At 72.3% G+C, this 14,245-nt stretch carries 16 protein-coding genes; 4 read left to right on the top strand and 12 right to left on the bottom strand.

All coding sequences use genetic code 11. The features are described 5' to 3' along the window. Positions 1-15: 15 nt before the first annotated feature. From OG357_RS20200 to OG357_RS20185, 4 genes are all read right to left on the bottom strand, one after another. Positions 16-432, bottom strand: a complete 417-nt coding sequence (locus OG357_RS20200; RefSeq protein ID WP_329622474.1) for a hypothetical protein — start codon at positions 430-432, stop codon at positions 16-18. Positions 433-563: 131 nt separating this feature from the next. Beyond that, positions 564-2,159, bottom strand: coding sequence for an alpha/beta hydrolase (locus tag OG357_RS20195; protein WP_329622473.1), 1,596 nt, complete (start codon positions 2,157-2,159; stop codon positions 564-566). A 7-nt stretch (positions 2,160-2,166) separates the two neighbouring features. Further along, a complete protein-coding gene (locus tag OG357_RS20190) occupies positions 2,167-2,466 on the bottom strand; it encodes a hypothetical protein (RefSeq protein WP_329622472.1) in 300 nt (99 codons plus the stop codon). 194 nt (positions 2,467-2,660) lie between these two features. Continuing rightward, positions 2,661-4,208: a serine hydrolase gene (locus OG357_RS20185; protein ID WP_329622471.1), complete on the bottom strand. Its 1,548-nt coding sequence runs from the start codon at positions 4,206-4,208 to the stop codon at positions 2,661-2,663. 164 nt (positions 4,209-4,372) lie between these two features. Here OG357_RS20185 and OG357_RS20180 point away from each other — a divergent pair, with 164 nt between their 5' ends. Then, complete coding sequence (locus OG357_RS20180) at positions 4,373-6,442, top strand: PA14 domain-containing protein (protein ID WP_329622470.1); 2,070 nt, start codon at positions 4,373-4,375, stop codon at positions 6,440-6,442. Positions 6,443-6,454: 12 nt separating this feature from the next. Here the strand turns inward: OG357_RS20180 and OG357_RS20175 are convergent, their stop codons facing one another. Continuing rightward, positions 6,455-7,186: a cobalt-precorrin-6A reductase gene (locus tag OG357_RS20175; protein ID WP_329625639.1), complete on the bottom strand. Its 732-nt coding sequence runs from the start codon at positions 7,184-7,186 to the stop codon at positions 6,455-6,457. Between the two features lie 15 nt (positions 7,187-7,201). Here OG357_RS20175 and OG357_RS20170 point away from each other — a divergent pair, with 15 nt between their 5' ends. Together OG357_RS20170 and OG357_RS20165 are read left to right on the top strand one after the other, a co-directional pair. Beyond that, positions 7,202-8,356, top strand: coding sequence for a cobalt-precorrin-5B (C(1))-methyltransferase (locus tag OG357_RS20170; RefSeq protein WP_329625638.1), 1,155 nt, complete (start codon positions 7,202-7,204; stop codon positions 8,354-8,356). A gap of 42 nt (positions 8,357-8,398) precedes the next feature. Beyond that, positions 8,399-8,974 (top strand): GNAT family N-acetyltransferase, encoded by a 576-nt coding sequence (locus OG357_RS20165; protein WP_329622469.1) that lies wholly within the window; start codon positions 8,399-8,401, stop codon positions 8,972-8,974. A gap of 28 nt (positions 8,975-9,002) precedes the next feature. Here the strand turns inward: OG357_RS20165 and OG357_RS20160 are convergent, their stop codons facing one another. From OG357_RS20160 to OG357_RS20150, 3 genes are read right to left on the bottom strand one after another with little or no spacing between them, the layout of a single operon-like run. Continuing rightward, positions 9,003-9,443 carry a PIN domain-containing protein gene (locus OG357_RS20160; RefSeq protein ID WP_329622468.1) on the bottom strand — a complete coding sequence of 147 codons (441 nt, stop codon included), beginning with the start codon at positions 9,441-9,443 and terminating at the stop codon, positions 9,003-9,005. After that, positions 9,440-9,685, bottom strand: a complete 246-nt coding sequence (locus OG357_RS20155; protein WP_329622467.1) for a type II toxin-antitoxin system Phd/YefM family antitoxin — start codon at positions 9,683-9,685, stop codon at positions 9,440-9,442. The genes OG357_RS20160 and OG357_RS20155 overlap by 4 nt, the downstream gene beginning before the upstream one ends. A gap of 17 nt (positions 9,686-9,702) precedes the next feature. Further along, on the bottom strand, positions 9,703-10,380 hold the full coding sequence (locus OG357_RS20150) for a hypothetical protein (RefSeq protein ID WP_329622466.1): 678 nt from the start codon (positions 10,378-10,380) through the stop codon (positions 9,703-9,705). Positions 10,381-10,479: 99 nt separating this feature from the next. On the opposite strand from OG357_RS20150, the gene OG357_RS38855 reads away from it, so the two are divergent. Beyond that, positions 10,480-10,554, top strand: coding sequence for a 50S ribosomal protein bL37 (locus OG357_RS38855; protein WP_100661309.1), 75 nt, complete (start codon positions 10,480-10,482; stop codon positions 10,552-10,554). 73 nt (positions 10,555-10,627) lie between these two features. On the opposite strand, the gene OG357_RS20145 is transcribed toward OG357_RS38855, so the two are convergent. The 4 genes from OG357_RS20145 to OG357_RS20130 all read right to left on the bottom strand — a co-directional run bounded on the left by OG357_RS20145 (position 10,628) and on the right by OG357_RS20130 (position 14,161). After that, positions 10,628-11,926, bottom strand: a complete 1,299-nt coding sequence (locus tag OG357_RS20145; protein WP_329622465.1) for an SGNH/GDSL hydrolase family protein — start codon at positions 11,924-11,926, stop codon at positions 10,628-10,630. Between the two features lie 76 nt (positions 11,927-12,002). Further along, the gene (gene cobM, locus OG357_RS20140; protein ID WP_329622464.1) at positions 12,003-12,755 is read right to left on the bottom strand and encodes a precorrin-4 C(11)-methyltransferase; all 753 of its coding nucleotides are present in this window, start codon (positions 12,753-12,755) and stop codon (positions 12,003-12,005) included. Then, positions 12,752-13,978 (bottom strand): precorrin-6y C5,15-methyltransferase (decarboxylating) subunit CbiE, encoded by a 1,227-nt coding sequence (gene cbiE / locus OG357_RS20135; RefSeq protein WP_329622463.1) that lies wholly within the window; start codon positions 13,976-13,978, stop codon positions 12,752-12,754. The genes cobM and cbiE overlap by 4 nt, the downstream gene beginning before the upstream one ends. Positions 13,979-14,020: 42 nt before the next feature. Beyond that, the gene (locus OG357_RS20130) at positions 14,021-14,161 is read right to left on the bottom strand and encodes a DUF6126 family protein (protein ID WP_329622462.1); all 141 of its coding nucleotides are present in this window, start codon (positions 14,159-14,161) and stop codon (positions 14,021-14,023) included. Positions 14,162-14,245 lie beyond the last annotated feature (84 nt).

Raw genomic sequence — 14,245 nt, 5'->3', positions numbered from 1 at the left:
GACGACCGACGGAGGTCAGAACTCCTGCTGCTCGACGTCGGGCGGCAGGAGGCAGGGGGTGCTCACGACGAGCACGATCAGCTGGTCGTCCAGGTCCTCCGCGGAGACGGCGAAGCGCTGCTCCGGCTGCCTGGCGTCGACCAGGTTCACGGGATCCTTGGCCGGGTCGGACCGGTAGCCCTGGATCTCGAAGCCCTGCTTCTCCAGCTCGTCCTTGATCGCGCGGATGCCCGCCGCCTGCCGGTCCCTGGGCAGCTTCGCGCGGAGGTTGTACCGCAGGGTGAAGCGGCCGTCGCTCGCCGACTCCCCGCCCTTGCCGAGGCAGTTGGAGAAGTTCGCCTGCCGGGTCGACGCGACGACCTCCGCCTCGGCCGTGCGCGCCATGGAACTCGTCCAGTGCTCGGCCCACTCCTCCGCCTTCTGCTTGCTCATGCGGGGCAGTGGATCGTTCTTCGCTTCGTCGGACACACAGCCCCCCAGGAGCAGTACGAGAACAGGTACGAGGGCGAGCGAAGCCCTCCGGATCACAGGCCGGGTCACGGAATTCCTCAGGGTCACAGGCGTCATGAGGCGGGAGCGCCCTCCGGCTGCTTCCCGGCGATGATGCGCCCCTGGTTCGCCAGGCTCTGGCTGTCGTCGTTCCAGTAGCCGCTGTGGCCGCTGGTGTCGACGTACATCTGCTGGCCGCCGAAGGCAGGGTCGGCCGGGTTCTCACCGAGGGTCTTGTCCGCAGTCCAGTTCACGACGCCGTCGTCCGGCGCCGCGCCGACCCAGAGCCGGGAGGGCGAGACCTGGAGCTGGTCGGCCCGGTCCACGTTGAGGCCCGGGCTGCCGACGACGATCATGTCGTCGGTGTCCAGTCCCTGACCGCCGGAATCGGCCGTGCCCACCATGGTGGAGCCGTAGCTGTGCCCGACGACGGTCATGTGGGTCCGCTCACCCTCGTGCGAGGCGCGCAGTCCGTGAGTGAAGTCGCGGAGGGTCTCGGCGTCGTCCTCGGCCCGGCCCGGCGTGACGACGCCGAGGTCCAGCTCGGGGGCGTCGTAGTCGAGCCAGGCGATGACGGCGACATCCTTGCCCTGGCCCGGGGTGCGCTCACCGGCCGAGTCCTGCAGCTTCTCCGCCCGGTCGATCGAGTCGGTGAAGTTGTCGAGCTGGTTGTCCGTCCCCGGCACCGACACCGCCGTGTGCGCCGCCTTGTCCGGGTTGCCGACCGAGACGATCGCCCTGCCGTCCCCCTCCGTACTGAAGCCCAACAGGTGGAGCTGCTTGTGCTCCGGGGCCGTGTCCGACTTGTCCATCCGGTCCTTCAGCTTCTGCAGGCCCTGGTAACTGGAGCGGTCGTGGTAGCCGAGGTCGCCCTCGCGCTGCGCGTAGTCGTTGAGGCGCATGTCGAGCACGGTCCGGTTGGCCTGGTCGCGGGTGGTCGCGGGCAGGCCGTCGAGGCCGCCGACCTGCTCCGGGTACGCCGCCAGGTACATCCGCTTGTCTTCCTCGTCCAGACCCTTCCACCAGTCCGCCGAGCGCTGCGGGTCCGTACCGTCGGGGATGTCCTTCTTGTCGATGCCCGCGAAGGCGGCGACCCGGGCCGCGTCCTCCTGGGCATGGGCGCCGCCGTACCGCTTGTCGAGGTCGAACGGGTCGATCTGGCGCAGGACTTCGGCGCCCTCGTTGCTCGCCGCCTCCGCCTCCGCCACGGCCGCGTCGATCCGGGCACGGAAGCCGCCGAGGCCGGAGTTGGCGTCGCGCTGGGCGTCCGCGTAGTCCGGGTCGTTGTGGTACTTCGGGTCCACGGCCTGCTTGGACTCGACCCAGCCGTCGTCGCGGACCGTGTGGCCCGCCGCCTCCGCGTCGGCGACGGCGGCGCGCAGCTTGCGCTGGGCCGCCTGCATCTTCGTGTTGAGGGTGTCCAGGGTGGTGGCGATCAGCTGGGCGTTGGTGCGGCCCGTCCCCAGCTTGCTCTCCGTGGCCTCCATGGCTTCGAGGCCGTACGTGGCGCTGACGCCGGTCCAGCCCGCCTTGTGCAGCGGTCCGGTCACCCGCCTGCCGCTGCCCGTCTGCGTCTGCGACAGGGCGTCGGCGAGCTTCTTCCAGGAGCCCACGGCGCTGTCCAGGTCCGCGAAGTCCTGCTTCATCAACTGGGCGAAGTGCTCCGTCACGGCGCCGTCACCAGCCCTGGAAGCAGGACATGACGTCCTGCTCCATGACGTCGCGCCCGTCGGCGAGATGGCGGAGCCCGTTCGCGTGCTCGGTGAGCCGGCCCCGCAGGGTCTCCAGGCCCGAGCCCCAGCCCTCGCCGGTCTGCGACATCCGCGGGCCCACGGTCCACGGCCCGAAGGCCGCGGCGGCCGACGCCAGATCGGCGCCCGCCTTGCGCAGCGGCTCGTGCAAGTCCGCCGCCAGAGCGTCGGCGGCGCCGGCCGAAGCCCGCAGTTCCCCCGCCGAGATGTTGAGATCCCAACCCACGTGTGTCCCCCGATACGCACGCCATGCTTCCGATACCCGGGCGAGACTAGCCGACCCCACCCGGTCGTGATCAAGAGCAAAGCCGAAACCGTGATCTGCCCGCTCACCGCATGGGTCGGTGCGGTGGCGCCGTTCGCAACTGCACCCGAGTCGCCGCCCCTTGGCGAGCCGCGGTCAGCCGCAGTGAGCCGCGGTCAGCCGCGGGTGAAGGTGCCAAGCCCCTCCTGGTCCAGGTACTCGACGCGGACGGTCTTGCCGTCCGGGGAGAACGTGACGCCGGTCGGGCCGACGGCGTTCTCCCCGCGCGTCGGGAAGCTGAACGTGTTCCCGTCGTAGTGCGTGAGCCGGTACGACTGGGGCTCCGGCCCCAGCTTCAGCACCAGGCCGCCGTCCTCCTCGACGACCGTCAGTTTGCCGTAGTAGTCGTTGGCGTACGTGCCGGTGTAGGCGTCGGCGGCCTTCGCAGCGGTGGGGTCGGCGGGCGGCTTCGCGAAGTCCGTCTCCGAACGGCCCGCCTCCTCCTGCTGCTTGTAGATGCCGTCGACCAGCGGCAGCCAGTCCCTGCTCGGCTCGCCGTCCTGCGCCGTGTCGAAGAAGTCGAGCGCGACGGTGTCCGCGACGCCGGCCGGGGCCCCGTTGGTGAGGACGACGATCCCGAGCTGCTCGCCCGGCAGCATCGTGACGTTGGTGTGCGCGCCGAGCGCGAACGCCCCGGTGTGCGAGAGGCGCAGCCGGCCCTCGTCGTCGTACGACACGTTCCAGCCGAGGCCGTAGAAGCCGGTCCGGCCGGCCGGTGCGTGCGGCGGCGAGGACACGGCCTGGGGGTGGTGGGTGACGAGGAGGGCGTCCTCGTCGACGATCCGGCGCCCGTCGAGCTCGCCGTTCGCCAGCTGGAGCCGCATCCAGGTCGCCATGTCGGTGGCCGAGGAGCTGACGCCGCCCGCCGGTGACTGGGCGTCCGGGTCGCGGACGTACCGCGCCTTCCAGGTGCCGTCGGGTTCCTGTACGTGGCCGACGGCCCGGTCGGCGTTGTCGGCGAAGTCCTCGAAGCGGGAGCTGGTGTCGTTCATGCCGGCGGGCTTGTAGAGCGTGTCCTCGGCGAGCTTCTCCCACGGCACGCCCTCCCGCTCGGCCACGGACTCGGCGGCCGCCGTCAGACCGAAGTTGGTGTACGCGTAGCTCGCGCGGAACGGCGCGAGGGGCTCGTACCGCAGGTGGGAGACGATGTACTCCTGGTCGTAGCCGAGGTCCTCCAGGAGGTCGCCCGCGTGGTCGGGCAGGCCGCTGCGGTGCGAGAACAGGTCGGCGACCGTCGCGTGGGAGCTCACCCACGGGTCCTTCAGCCGGAATTCCGGCAGGTCGTCGGCGACGGGACGCTGCCAGCCCTCGACGCCGACGGCCCCGGCGACGACGGTGGACGCGATCGGCTTCGACACCGAGGCCAGCTGGAAGACGGTGTCGGCGTCGACCCGGGCCTCCTTGCCGACCTCGCGGACCCCGTACCCCTTCACGACGACGACCCGGTCCTCGTACACGACGGCGACGGAGACGCCGGGGACACCGGTGCGCTTCATCAGCTCCGTGACCGTGGCGTCGAGCCGGCCGACCGCCCGGTCCACGTCCGCCTGGTCGAGCACGGGAGGCGGCTGCGGGGGCGGCGGATCGGGGGTGGGGGAGGGGCTCGGCGCGGCGCCCAACAGCGCCACGAGCCCCGCCGTGACCAGCCAGCGGACGGTACTCACCCCTCCATTGAACGCCGAGCCGAATCCCCTGTCGCGCGGAAGGAACGGGCCGGTAAAGTCCCCCTCCGGCGGAACACCGGCCCCACCCGCACCGCCCCTTCCCCCCACGCGTCGTCTGTTCCCCGCAGGTCATCCCCGCAGGTCCGGAAAGGGCCCCACTCTTCGTGATCACTCGTACCCGACTGAGCGCGCTGGCCACCACGGCCGCCCTCGTCGCATCCGGCGGTCTGCTGACCGCCACCCCGGCCGCAGCGGCCGTCACCTGCGCCTCCCCGCTGTGGAAGGCGGACTACTACGCCAACACCACGCTCACGGGCACGCCCAAGCTGGTCACCTGCGACAGCGTCATCGCCGAGAACTACGGCCTCGGCGACCCGGCCGTCACCACGCTCCCGAAGGACAACTTCGGCGTCCGCTGGACCCTCACCCGCGACTTCGGCTCCGGCGGCCCCTTCACGTTCACCGCGGAGGCGCAGGACGGCATCCGCGTAAGCCTCGACGGCGTGCGCAAGATCGACCTGTGGAAGAACGTCTCCACGACCCAGAAGAAGACGGTCGACCTCACCATCCCGTCCGGCCGCCACACGATCGTCGTGCACTACGTGACCTGGACGGGCGCGGCGAACGTCAAGTTCGGCTACGCGCCCCGCACTTCGGCGACCGTCGACAAGGTACGGCCGCTCGCACCGGCCAGCGCCTGGGTCGACCCCAACTACACCACGGGGGCGACCAAGATCTACTGGAACGCGAACAAGGAGATGGACCTCGCCGGGTACAGCGTCTACCGGCGCCCGGAGACCTCCACCGCCTGGAGCCGGGTCAGCGGCACCGCCCTGCTGACCACCAGGTCCTACACGGACAACACACCGCGCACCGGCCAGACGTACGTCTACGAGGTACGGGCACGGGACAAGGCCGGCAACGAGTCGTACGGCAGCCCCTACGACCCGACCGTCCACACCATCGACCGCACCGCCCCCGCCACTCCGACGGGCCTCACCGTCTCCACCGCCAACAACGAGAACCAGCTGAGCTGGAAGGCGGCGACCGACGCCGTACGGTACGAGGTGGAAGCGGCCGACCAGCCGACAGGGCCGTTCACGGTGCTCACGCCATACACCTACGGTCCGTTCACCGACCTGCGCTACTGGGACAGTTCGGCACCGGCTGGAGTCCCGCGGTACTACCGCGTCCGCGCCTTCGACACCGCCGAACTCCCCTCGGCGTACTCCGCCGTCGTCAGCGGCAACAGGACCGACACGACGCCGCCGCCGGCACCAACGGCTGTGCGCGCTCTCGCCGAGCTCGACAAGACCGTCATCTCCTGGAACATGATCGGATCCTTCGGCAACGAGGTCGCCTACTCCGGAGGCTTCCGCGTCTACCGCTCGCCCGGAACCGCCCTCGATCCGACCGACCTCACCCGCGTCTCCTGCAACCTGTACGAGGTAGCGGGATCGGCCCCCGTCAGGATCGAGTGCCAGGACGAGGACATGGCGCCGAACGGCTACCACACGTACGCCGTCACCGCCGTCGACCCGGTGGGCAACGAGTCGCCGCTGTCCGCCCCCGTCACCATCCGCAGCGGCGACAGCGTCGCGCCCGCGCCGGTCGTCGACCTGAAGGCCACCCCGCGGGCCGACGGCACGCTGCTGACCTGGAAGCCTCCGGCGGACGACGACGTCGTCGGCTACTCGGCGTGGCAGGGAGTCGCCAGGGAGAACGGCACCATCGCCTGGGCCGGCTGCCGGGAGGGCCAGAGCGACCCCCTGGCCATGGTCTGCCCCAACGTCCCCGACGGGGAGGCCGCCGTCTACGCGGTGAGCGCCCGCGACCGCTGGGGCAACAGCCTTTCCCTCTACGGTCCGGACATCGCGAAGGTCACCGCGACGGAGCTCGACCTCCGGCCGTCCGTGAACGTCGTCGACGACTGGAACCTCTCGGGTGCCATGAACTGGTCGGACGTCACCACGAGTGCGCCGTCCATCGGCTGGACGTGCTTCACCGCCGAGCCGTGCGCACAGATCGCCGGTTACCGGATGAGCCGCTGGAACCCGGCCACCAAGGCGTACGAACCGCTCCACACGGGGCTGCTTCCCGCCGCCGGCACCAGCTACGTGGACAGGACGGCCGTGCCCGGACGGGCGTACTTCTACACCTTCCAGGCGGTGCGGGCCGACGGCACCACGGTCGCGACGCGCGCCCTGTCCACCGTGTGGCCCGCGCTCGTCTGACGAGGCCCGGGCTCAGCCCCGTAGCGCCCAGGCGGCGGCCTCGTCGGGGGTCGCCGCCGTGCGTACGCCCTCCGGGACCGGGGGGCGGCAGACCACCACGACCGGGATGCCCGCCTCGCGGGCCGCGGTCAGTTTCGGGGCGGTCGCCGCGCCGCCGCTGTCCTTCGTCACCAGGACGTCGATCCGGTGGCGGGCGAGGAGCTCCCGCTCGCCGTCCAGGGTGAAGGGGCCCCGGTCGAGGAGGATCTCGGTGCGGGCCGGCATCGGCGCGTCCGGGGCGTCGACCGAGCGGACCAGGAACCACTCGGGGCGGTCCGCGAAGGCCGCGAGGCCCATGCGGCCCGTGGTCAGGAAGACGCGGTCGCCGAGACCGTCCAGGGCCCCGGCCGCCGCGTCGAGGGACGGCACGGACACCCAGCGGTCGCCGTCCACCGGGACCCAGCCGGGACGGCGCAGCGCCAGCAGGGGAACATGGGCGGTGGCGGCCGCCCGGGCCGCGTTGAAGCTGATCCGCTCGGCGAAGGGATGGGTGGCGTCGATGACCGCGTCCACGGCGTGCTCGCGCAGCCAGGCCGCGAGACCGTCCGCGCCGCCGAACCCGCCGATCCGGACCTCCCCGGCCGGCAGCCGGGGGTTCGCCACCCGCCCCGCGAGCGAGCTGGTCACGTGTACGCCGGTCTCGCCGTGCAGCAGTCCGGCGAGCGCGCGGGCCTCGGTCGTCCCCCCGAGAATGAGTATGTGCAGCACAGGAGCCTCTTCATGAAGTCGGGCGGCGGGACGTCGAGCGGCGGGCGCGAGGCCCAACTCAAGCACACCGGTCTGCGCCCGGGGTGGACGACCGGTGCCTGTGCGACGGCGGCGACGACCGCCGCGTACACCGCGCTCCTGACCGGCGAGTTCCCCGACCCGGTGACGATCACGCTGCCCAAGGGGCAGACGCCGGCGTTCGCGCTCACCGCCGAGTCCCTGTCGGGCGGGGCCGCCATGGCGGCCGTCGTGAAGGACGCGGGCGACGACCCGGACGTCACGCACGGCGCGGTGATCCGCTCGACCGTACGGCTCCTGCCGCCCGGCTCCGGCGTCGTCTTCCGGGCGGGCGACGGCGTCGGCACGGTCACCCTGCCCGGCCTCCCCCTGGAGGTCGGCGAACCCGCGATCAACCCCGTGCCCCGGCAGCTGATGCGCGAGCACGTCGCCGGGGTCGCGGCGCGGCACGGGGCGCCCGGGGACGTCGAGATCACCGTCTCCGTCGACAACGGCGCCGAGATCGCCCGCTCCACCTGGAACCCGCGGATCGGCATCCTCGGCGGCCTGTCGATCCTCGGCACGACCGGCGTCGTCGTCCCCTACTCCTGCTCGGCGTGGATCGACTCCATCCGCCGGGGCGTGGACGTGGCCCGCGCGGGCGGCCTCACGCACGTCGCCGGCTGCACCGGCTCGACCTCCGAGCGCACGGTCGCCGGGATGTACGAGCTGCCGGAGATCGCGCTCCTCGACATGGGCGACTTCGCGGGCGCGGTCCTCAAGTACATCCGCCGCCACCCCGTGGACCGGCTCACCGTCTGCGGCGGCTTCGCCAAGCTCTCCAAGCTGGCCGCGGGCCATCTCGACCTCCACTCGGCCCGCTCCCAGGTCGACAAGGGCTTCCTCGCCGACCTGGCCCGCACCGGCGGCGCCTCCGAGGCCCTCGCCGCGGAGATCGCCGAGGCCAACACGGGCCTCGCCGCGCTCCGCCTCTGCGAGGCCGCCGGCGTGCCCCTCGGCGACCTCGTCGGCGCCCGCGCCCGCGACGAGTCCCTCGCGGTCCTGCGGGGCGCGCCGGTCGCGGTGGACGTGATCTGCATCGACCGCGCGGGCACGGTCGTGGGCCGCTCGTCGGTGCGGGGCCCCGCGCTCGGCCAGGGCGGCGCGTAAATCGCCGCGACAGCGCCCTGCCCCGCCGTCGAGAATCCGGGGATGACCGACTTCTCGTACAAGCCCACGCTCACCGGTGATCTGGTGGTCCTCCGTCCCGTCACGGAGGACGACGTGCCCGCGCTGCTGCCGCTCTTCGAGGACGAGGAGATCACGCGGCTGACCGGGTGCCACACCGTCTTCGACGAGCCGGCGCTGCGGAAGTGGTACGGGTCGCTGGGCGCGCGGGACGACCGGCTCGACCTCGCCGTCGTGGAGCGGGCGACGGGCCGGGTCGTCGGCGAGGTCGTGCTCAACGGGTGGGACGAGGACAACGAGAGCTGTTCCTTCCGCACCGTCTTCGTCCCGGACGCGGTCGGCCGGGGCCTCGGCACGGAGGCGACGCGCCTGATCGTCGGCCACGGCTTCGAGGCGCTCGGCCTGTACCGCATCCACCTGGAGGTCTACGCCTTCAACCCCCGAGCCCGCCGCGCCTACGAGAAGGCCGGCTTCACGGCCGAGGGCGTCCTGCGCGGGGCGCTGCTGTGGGAGGGCGAGCGGGTCGACGCGACGGTGATGTCGGTGCTGGCGCCGGAGTGGCGGAAGCACCAGGAGTCCTTGGGCTCCCGGGCGGGTTAGCCGTGCTCCTCTGCCTCGGCCCGACGTCTCACAGGTCTTCGGGCAGCAGCCGGAACGCCTTGTGGCCCGTCAGCGGCCGGATCATGCGGAAGTGGCGGTCCGTCGTGAACATGACCTCGGTCCCGTACGCGGCCGCCAGGGCGACGTTCATGGCGTCGGTCATGCCCACGCCCTTCCCGTCGTCCGCGTCCGCGTAGCCCTCGGCGACGGCGATCGCGGTGGAGAGATGCGCGGCCACCGGCGGCACCTCGAAGCGGCGGGTGACGGTATAGCGCTCGATGAACCGGGCCGCGACAAGGGCCTTGCGTGCACCGGCACGCTCGGCGATCAGGTAGTCCAGCTCGGCCAACACCATGGGGGAGATCACCAGGTGACTGATCGCGGCCAGCGCCTTCTTGTGCGCTTCGTGTGCTGTGAGGCGCGGGTCGAGCAGACGGTAGAGAGCGTTGGTGTCCGCGACGGCGATCACTCCGCCGTCCCCATTCCCTTGAGCACGTCCTCGATCTCGTCGTTGTCGAGGTCGACGAGACCGAGATCGGGAAGGTCGATCTCACCCATGGGGTCGGTGGGATACGGGGGCACCTCGGCTCCTATCGGTACCACGCGCGCGACGGCGATACCGTTCTTGGTGACGGTGACGGTCTCACCGCCCGCAGCCGCTGCGAGGATCTGCGACGACTTCTGGTTGAACTCCCGAGCCGTAGTCTCCATGTAGTACATGTTACTACTTACTCGGCCGGGTAGCCGATCTCCCGTACGTCCTCCGCGAGGCCGGCGAGGTCCGTCTCCGGGTTGAGCGCCGCCACGATCTCCGGGGTCAGGGGGCGCAGGGCGAGGACGTGTCGTACGGCTCCGAGGTCGACGGGGCGCTCGTAGAAGTCCGAGGCCCACTCCGCGTACGCCTCGGCCGAGCGGTCCGTGAGCAGGTGGAGGAAGCGGCCGGAGCCGTCCGGGTCCTCGCGGCCGTCCAGGTCCGTGAAGGCGACCGGCCCGGTCCGCCAGGCCGTGTCCGTGGTCTCGCGCCACAGGCAGGCGGTGGTCACGTGCACCCCGTCCTCGTCCGTGAACGCGGGCTCCGTCAGGTACTCCCCGAAGGCCTCCGGGACCCCGTCGAGCACGCCGGGCCAGGTCTGCCCGTCCGCCAGGTCCCCGAACGGGCTCAGCGGCGACTCGTGGTCGAAGACGCGCGCGAACGCCCCGGCCGGCGAGAGGACGATCGTGTACTCACCTCCCTGGCCGTCCCGCATGGACGCCAGCTGCTCGGTCTCCGACCAGTGCGCGTCGAAGGAGTAGTACCGGCTCTCCCACTCCGGGCTCAGGACGGCGTCCAGCATCGCGAGCCCCCGGGAGTGGTCGCGCAGTTCCTCGATGCCCGGCAGCGCCCGGGCGACGTCGTAAACGGTCACCCGTCCATGAGACAGCACGGCGCCGACAGCCGACGTGCGGCCCCCTCGACCCGAATCTACGCTTACCGGGACATACCCCCACGAATGAGAGGGAGTCCCATGGCGAAGCGAGGCAACAAGCGCCGGGCCCGCAAGAAGAAGAAGGCGAACCACGGCAAGCGCCCCAACGCCTGAGCGGTGGTGCCGCCGGTGGCGGTGACGGTGGCCGGGCCTGTGGGCCCGGCCTTCGGTCTGTCACAGGGCGTTGTCACAGGGCGTTCGGGTCGACCGCCCGCGCCATCGCCGCGTAGCCCGCCGAGTTCGGGTGGAGGCCGTCGCCGAAGTCGTACGCGGGGTTCAGCAGGTCCTCGTTGCCGGGGGCGGGGTCGGCCAGGGCGCGGTCGAAGTCGACGACCGCGTCGTACGCGCCGCTCGTCCGGATCCAGGCGTTGACCTCGTCGCGGACGGCCTCCATCGGGGCGAACGCCTCCGCCGGGTACTGGGGCGCCGCCTTGGAGCCCTTCATCGGGATCATCGTGCCGCCGACCACCCGGATCCCCTTGGCGTGGGCCGCGCGGATCAGTGCGCGGTGGCCCTCGATCAGGTCCGCCGCCGTCGGCCTGGCGTTCGGAAGGCTGCACGGGAAGTACGTCGGGTCCATGTACCCGAACAGCAGGTCGTTCGTGCCCTCCAGGACGATGACCGTGCCCACCCGGGGCTGGTCGAGGACGTCCCGGGCGAAGCGGGCGGTGGCCTTCTCGCCGAAGCAGGCGGAGTCGTTGAGGATCCGGTTCCCGCCGATGCCGGTGTTGAGGACGGGTCGCGGCCGGCCCTCGGCGGCGAGGCGCCGGGACAGCTGGTCCGGGTAGCGCTCGTCGGCGCCTTCCGTCGCCCCGTATCCGTCGGTGATCGAGTCGCCGAAGGCCGCGACCGCCGAGCGCGCGGGGAGACCCGCGACCTCGACGCCCTCCAGGTAGTACCAGGACTTGCTCGTCTCGGTGTACGCGCCCGCGCCCGTGGCCCGCAGGTGGTCCCCGCTCGCGCGGTAAGCGAAGGTCCCTTGGGCGAGGTCGTGGTACGTCGCCGGGCCGGTCGCCCCGGCGAAGTACAGGGTGACCGTCAGCCGCTCGCCCGCCCTCACCGGCAGCGGGACCGCGTCGCTGACCGCCTTCGCCCCGGCGGGGACCGCCACCGACGCCGCCCCCGCGAACCGTACGGTCCTGAGCGTCGCCGGCTTCACGGCCGCCCCGTCGCCGGACCGGGCGACGCTCGCCCCGGTCAGCCGGAGCGGGGTCGTGCCGTAGGCGTTGGAGACCCGGATCCGCAGGGCGGAGCCGTCGGCGGACATCCGGACCACCTGGCGGACCGAGTGGTGGTCGAAGCCCTGCTCGGACCAGTTGGGGTAGAAGTTCGTGGAGGGCCGCTGCACGGCCGCCGTCCACGCGCCGTTCCAGCGGCTTCCGCTGCCGCTGCCGCCGCCGTGCGCGGTGGCGGGGAGGGCTGCCGTCGCCAGGAGTGCGGCGACCAGTGTGGCGGCGGTCAGCGTACGTCGGGGCAGGGTGGTCATCGGTCGTTCCTCTCTCGTCGGTCGGTTCACTGACGCGCGAGGGCGATCGGATGTGACCGACGAGAGAGGAAAAAGATCAGCAGACGTGGTCGCGGTCGCGCGCCGGGTCGTAGAGGTGGCTGTCGCGGAACTCCGAGGCCGCGAGGGTGCGGCCCACCAGGATGACCGCCGTCTTCGTGATGCCGGCCGCCTTCGTTTGCTCCGCGATGTCGTCGAGGGTGCCCCGCAGGACCAGCTCGTCGGGGCGGCTCGCCATCGCCACGACCGCGGCCGGGCAGTCCGCGCCGTAGTGCGGGACGAGTTCGCCGACGACCCGGTCGACGTACCGCGCGGCGAGGTGGAGGACGAGCAGGGCGCCGCTGCGGCCGAGCGTCGCGAGGTCCTCGCCCTCGGGCATCGGGGTGGCCTGCTGGGCGATCCGCGTGAGGATCACGGTCTGGCCGACGGTGGGCACGGTGAGCTCCCGCTTGAGCGCGGCCGCGGCCGCGGCGAACGCCGGGACGCCCGGCACGACCTCGTACGGGATGTCCAGCGCGTCCAGCCGGCGCATCTGCTCCGCGACCGCGCTGAAGACGGACGGGTCGCCGGAGTGCAGCCGTGCCACGTCGTGGCCGTCCTCGTGGGCGCGGACGATCTCGGCGACGATCTTGTCCAGGTCGAGCTGGGCCGTGTCGACGAGCCTGGCGTCCGGCGGGCACTCGGCGAGCAGCTCGGTGGGGACGAGGGAGCCGGCGTAGAGGCAGACCCCGCACGCCGCGAGGGTCCGCGCGCCGCGCACGGTGATCAGGTCGGCCGCGCCGGGGCCCGCGCCGATGAAGTAGACGGTCATGCTCGTTCTCCTGATTTGGTGACGGACCACTGCGTGACCGGCATCGCCTGGCGCCAGCCCGTGAACCCGCCCACCGGGACGGCCGCCGCGACGGCGAGCCGGACCAGTTCGCCGCCGTGGCGGCGGTAGCGGTCGGCGAGCAGCGCCTCGGATTCGAGGGTCACGGTGTTGGCGACGAGCCGGCCGCCGGGCGGGAGCGCGTCCCAGCAGGCGTCGAGGAGGCCGGGGACGGTGAGGCCGCCGCCGATGAAGACGGCGTCGGGGGCGGGGAGGCCGGTCAGCGCCGCGGGGGCCGGTCCCGTGACGACGCGGAGGGCGGGGACGCCGAGGGTGTCGGCGTTGCGGGTGATGCGCTCGGCGCGCTCGGGGGACTTCTCGACCGCGATCGCCCGGCAGGAGCGGTGGGTCCGCATCCATTCGATGCCGATGGAGCCGGAGCCGCCGCCGATGTCCCAGAGGAGTTCGCCGGGGGCGGGGGCGAGCGCGGCGAGCGTGGCGGCGCGGACGTACCGCTTGGTGAGCTGCCCGTCGTGCTCGTACGCCTCGTCGGGCAGGCCGGGCGCGGCGCCGAGCCGGAGCGTGCCGGGGTCGCGTACGCAGTCGAGCGCGAGGACGTGGAGGGCGTCGGTCCGCTCGTACGGCCAGTCGGCGGCGGTGGAGTCGAGGAGCCGCTCGACGGGCCCGCCGAGCTGTTCGAGGACGCGGACGCGGGTGCCGCCCCAGCCGGAGTCCCGGAGGAGAGCCGCGACCCGGGCCGGGGTGTCGGGGCCCTCGCCGAGGACGAGGAGCCGGCGGCCGGGGTGGAGGGCGGCGGAGAGCGCGGCAAGCGGCCGGGCGACGAGGGAGACGGTCTCGATGTCCTCCAGGGGCCAGCCGAGGCGGGCGCAGGCGTACGAGACGGAGGACGGGTGCGGGTGGACCCGGAGAGCTGCGGCGCCGACGGTCTCCGCGAGGGTGCGGGCGATGCCGTAGAAGGAGGGGTCGCCGCTGGCGAGGACGGCTACCGCGCGGCCCGCGTGGGCGGCGAGCAGTCCGGGGACGGCGGGCCTGAGGGGCGAAGGCCAGGCGATCCGCTCGCCGGGGCACTCGCCGGCGGGGAGGAGGTCGAGCTGGCGCGGGGCGCCGATCAGCACCTCGGCGGCGCGCAGGGGGCGGCGGGAGTTCTCGGGGAGTCCGTCCCACCCGTCCGCGCCGATTCCGACGACCGATATCGCAGCGTTCACGTCCGGGACTCTACGTGAGGCCCCGGGGCGGCTACCTCTGGGTCACTTCTGGGCGTTCTGCCCGACGTAGAAGAGGAGCCAGACGAAGCCCGCGAAGGCGTGCGTCGCGAAGACGTACACGAAGACGCGGAGCATGACACCGCGCTCCTTCCAGCGCTCGTCGTCGTGTGTCTTCTCGGTCATGCGGTCCAGGGTACGGGCCGGGAATAGGTCGGGAGGGTGCACCGTTGGACGTGTTAGTTTAAGCTTCAACCACTAATCAGGAAC

It is taken from the genome of Streptomyces sp. NBC_01255 (assembly GCF_036226445.1).
Taxonomy (GTDB): Bacteria; Actinomycetota; Actinomycetes; order Streptomycetales; family Streptomycetaceae; genus Streptomyces.
The sequence above is the reverse complement of the archived record's forward strand: the minus strand, read 5'-3'. Positions and strand labels throughout refer to the sequence as shown.

Bases quoted from the DNA above. Each gene is read 5' to 3' on its own strand.
- OG357_RS20200 (WP_329622474.1), bottom strand. From the start codon at position 432: ATGAGCAAGCAGAAGGCGGAGGAGTGGGCCGAGCACTGGACGAGTTCC.
- OG357_RS20170 (WP_329625638.1), top strand. From the start codon at position 7,202: ATGAAGTCGGGCGGCGGGACGTCGAGCGGCGGGCGCGAGGCCCAACTC.
- OG357_RS20165 (WP_329622469.1), top strand. From the start codon at position 8,399: ATGACCGACTTCTCGTACAAGCCCACGCTCACCGGTGATCTGGTGGTC.
- OG357_RS20155 (WP_329622467.1), bottom strand. From the start codon at position 9,685: ATGGAGACTACGGCTCGGGAGTTCAACCAGAAGTCGTCGCAGATCCTC.
- OG357_RS20145 (WP_329622465.1), bottom strand. From the start codon at position 11,926: ATGACCACCCTGCCCCGACGTACGCTGACCGCCGCCACACTGGTCGCC.
- cobM (WP_329622464.1), bottom strand. From the start codon at position 12,755: ATGACCGTCTACTTCATCGGCGCGGGCCCCGGCGCGGCCGACCTGATC.
- OG357_RS20130 (WP_329622462.1), bottom strand. From the start codon at position 14,161: ATGACCGAGAAGACACACGACGACGAGCGCTGGAAGGAGCGCGGTGTC.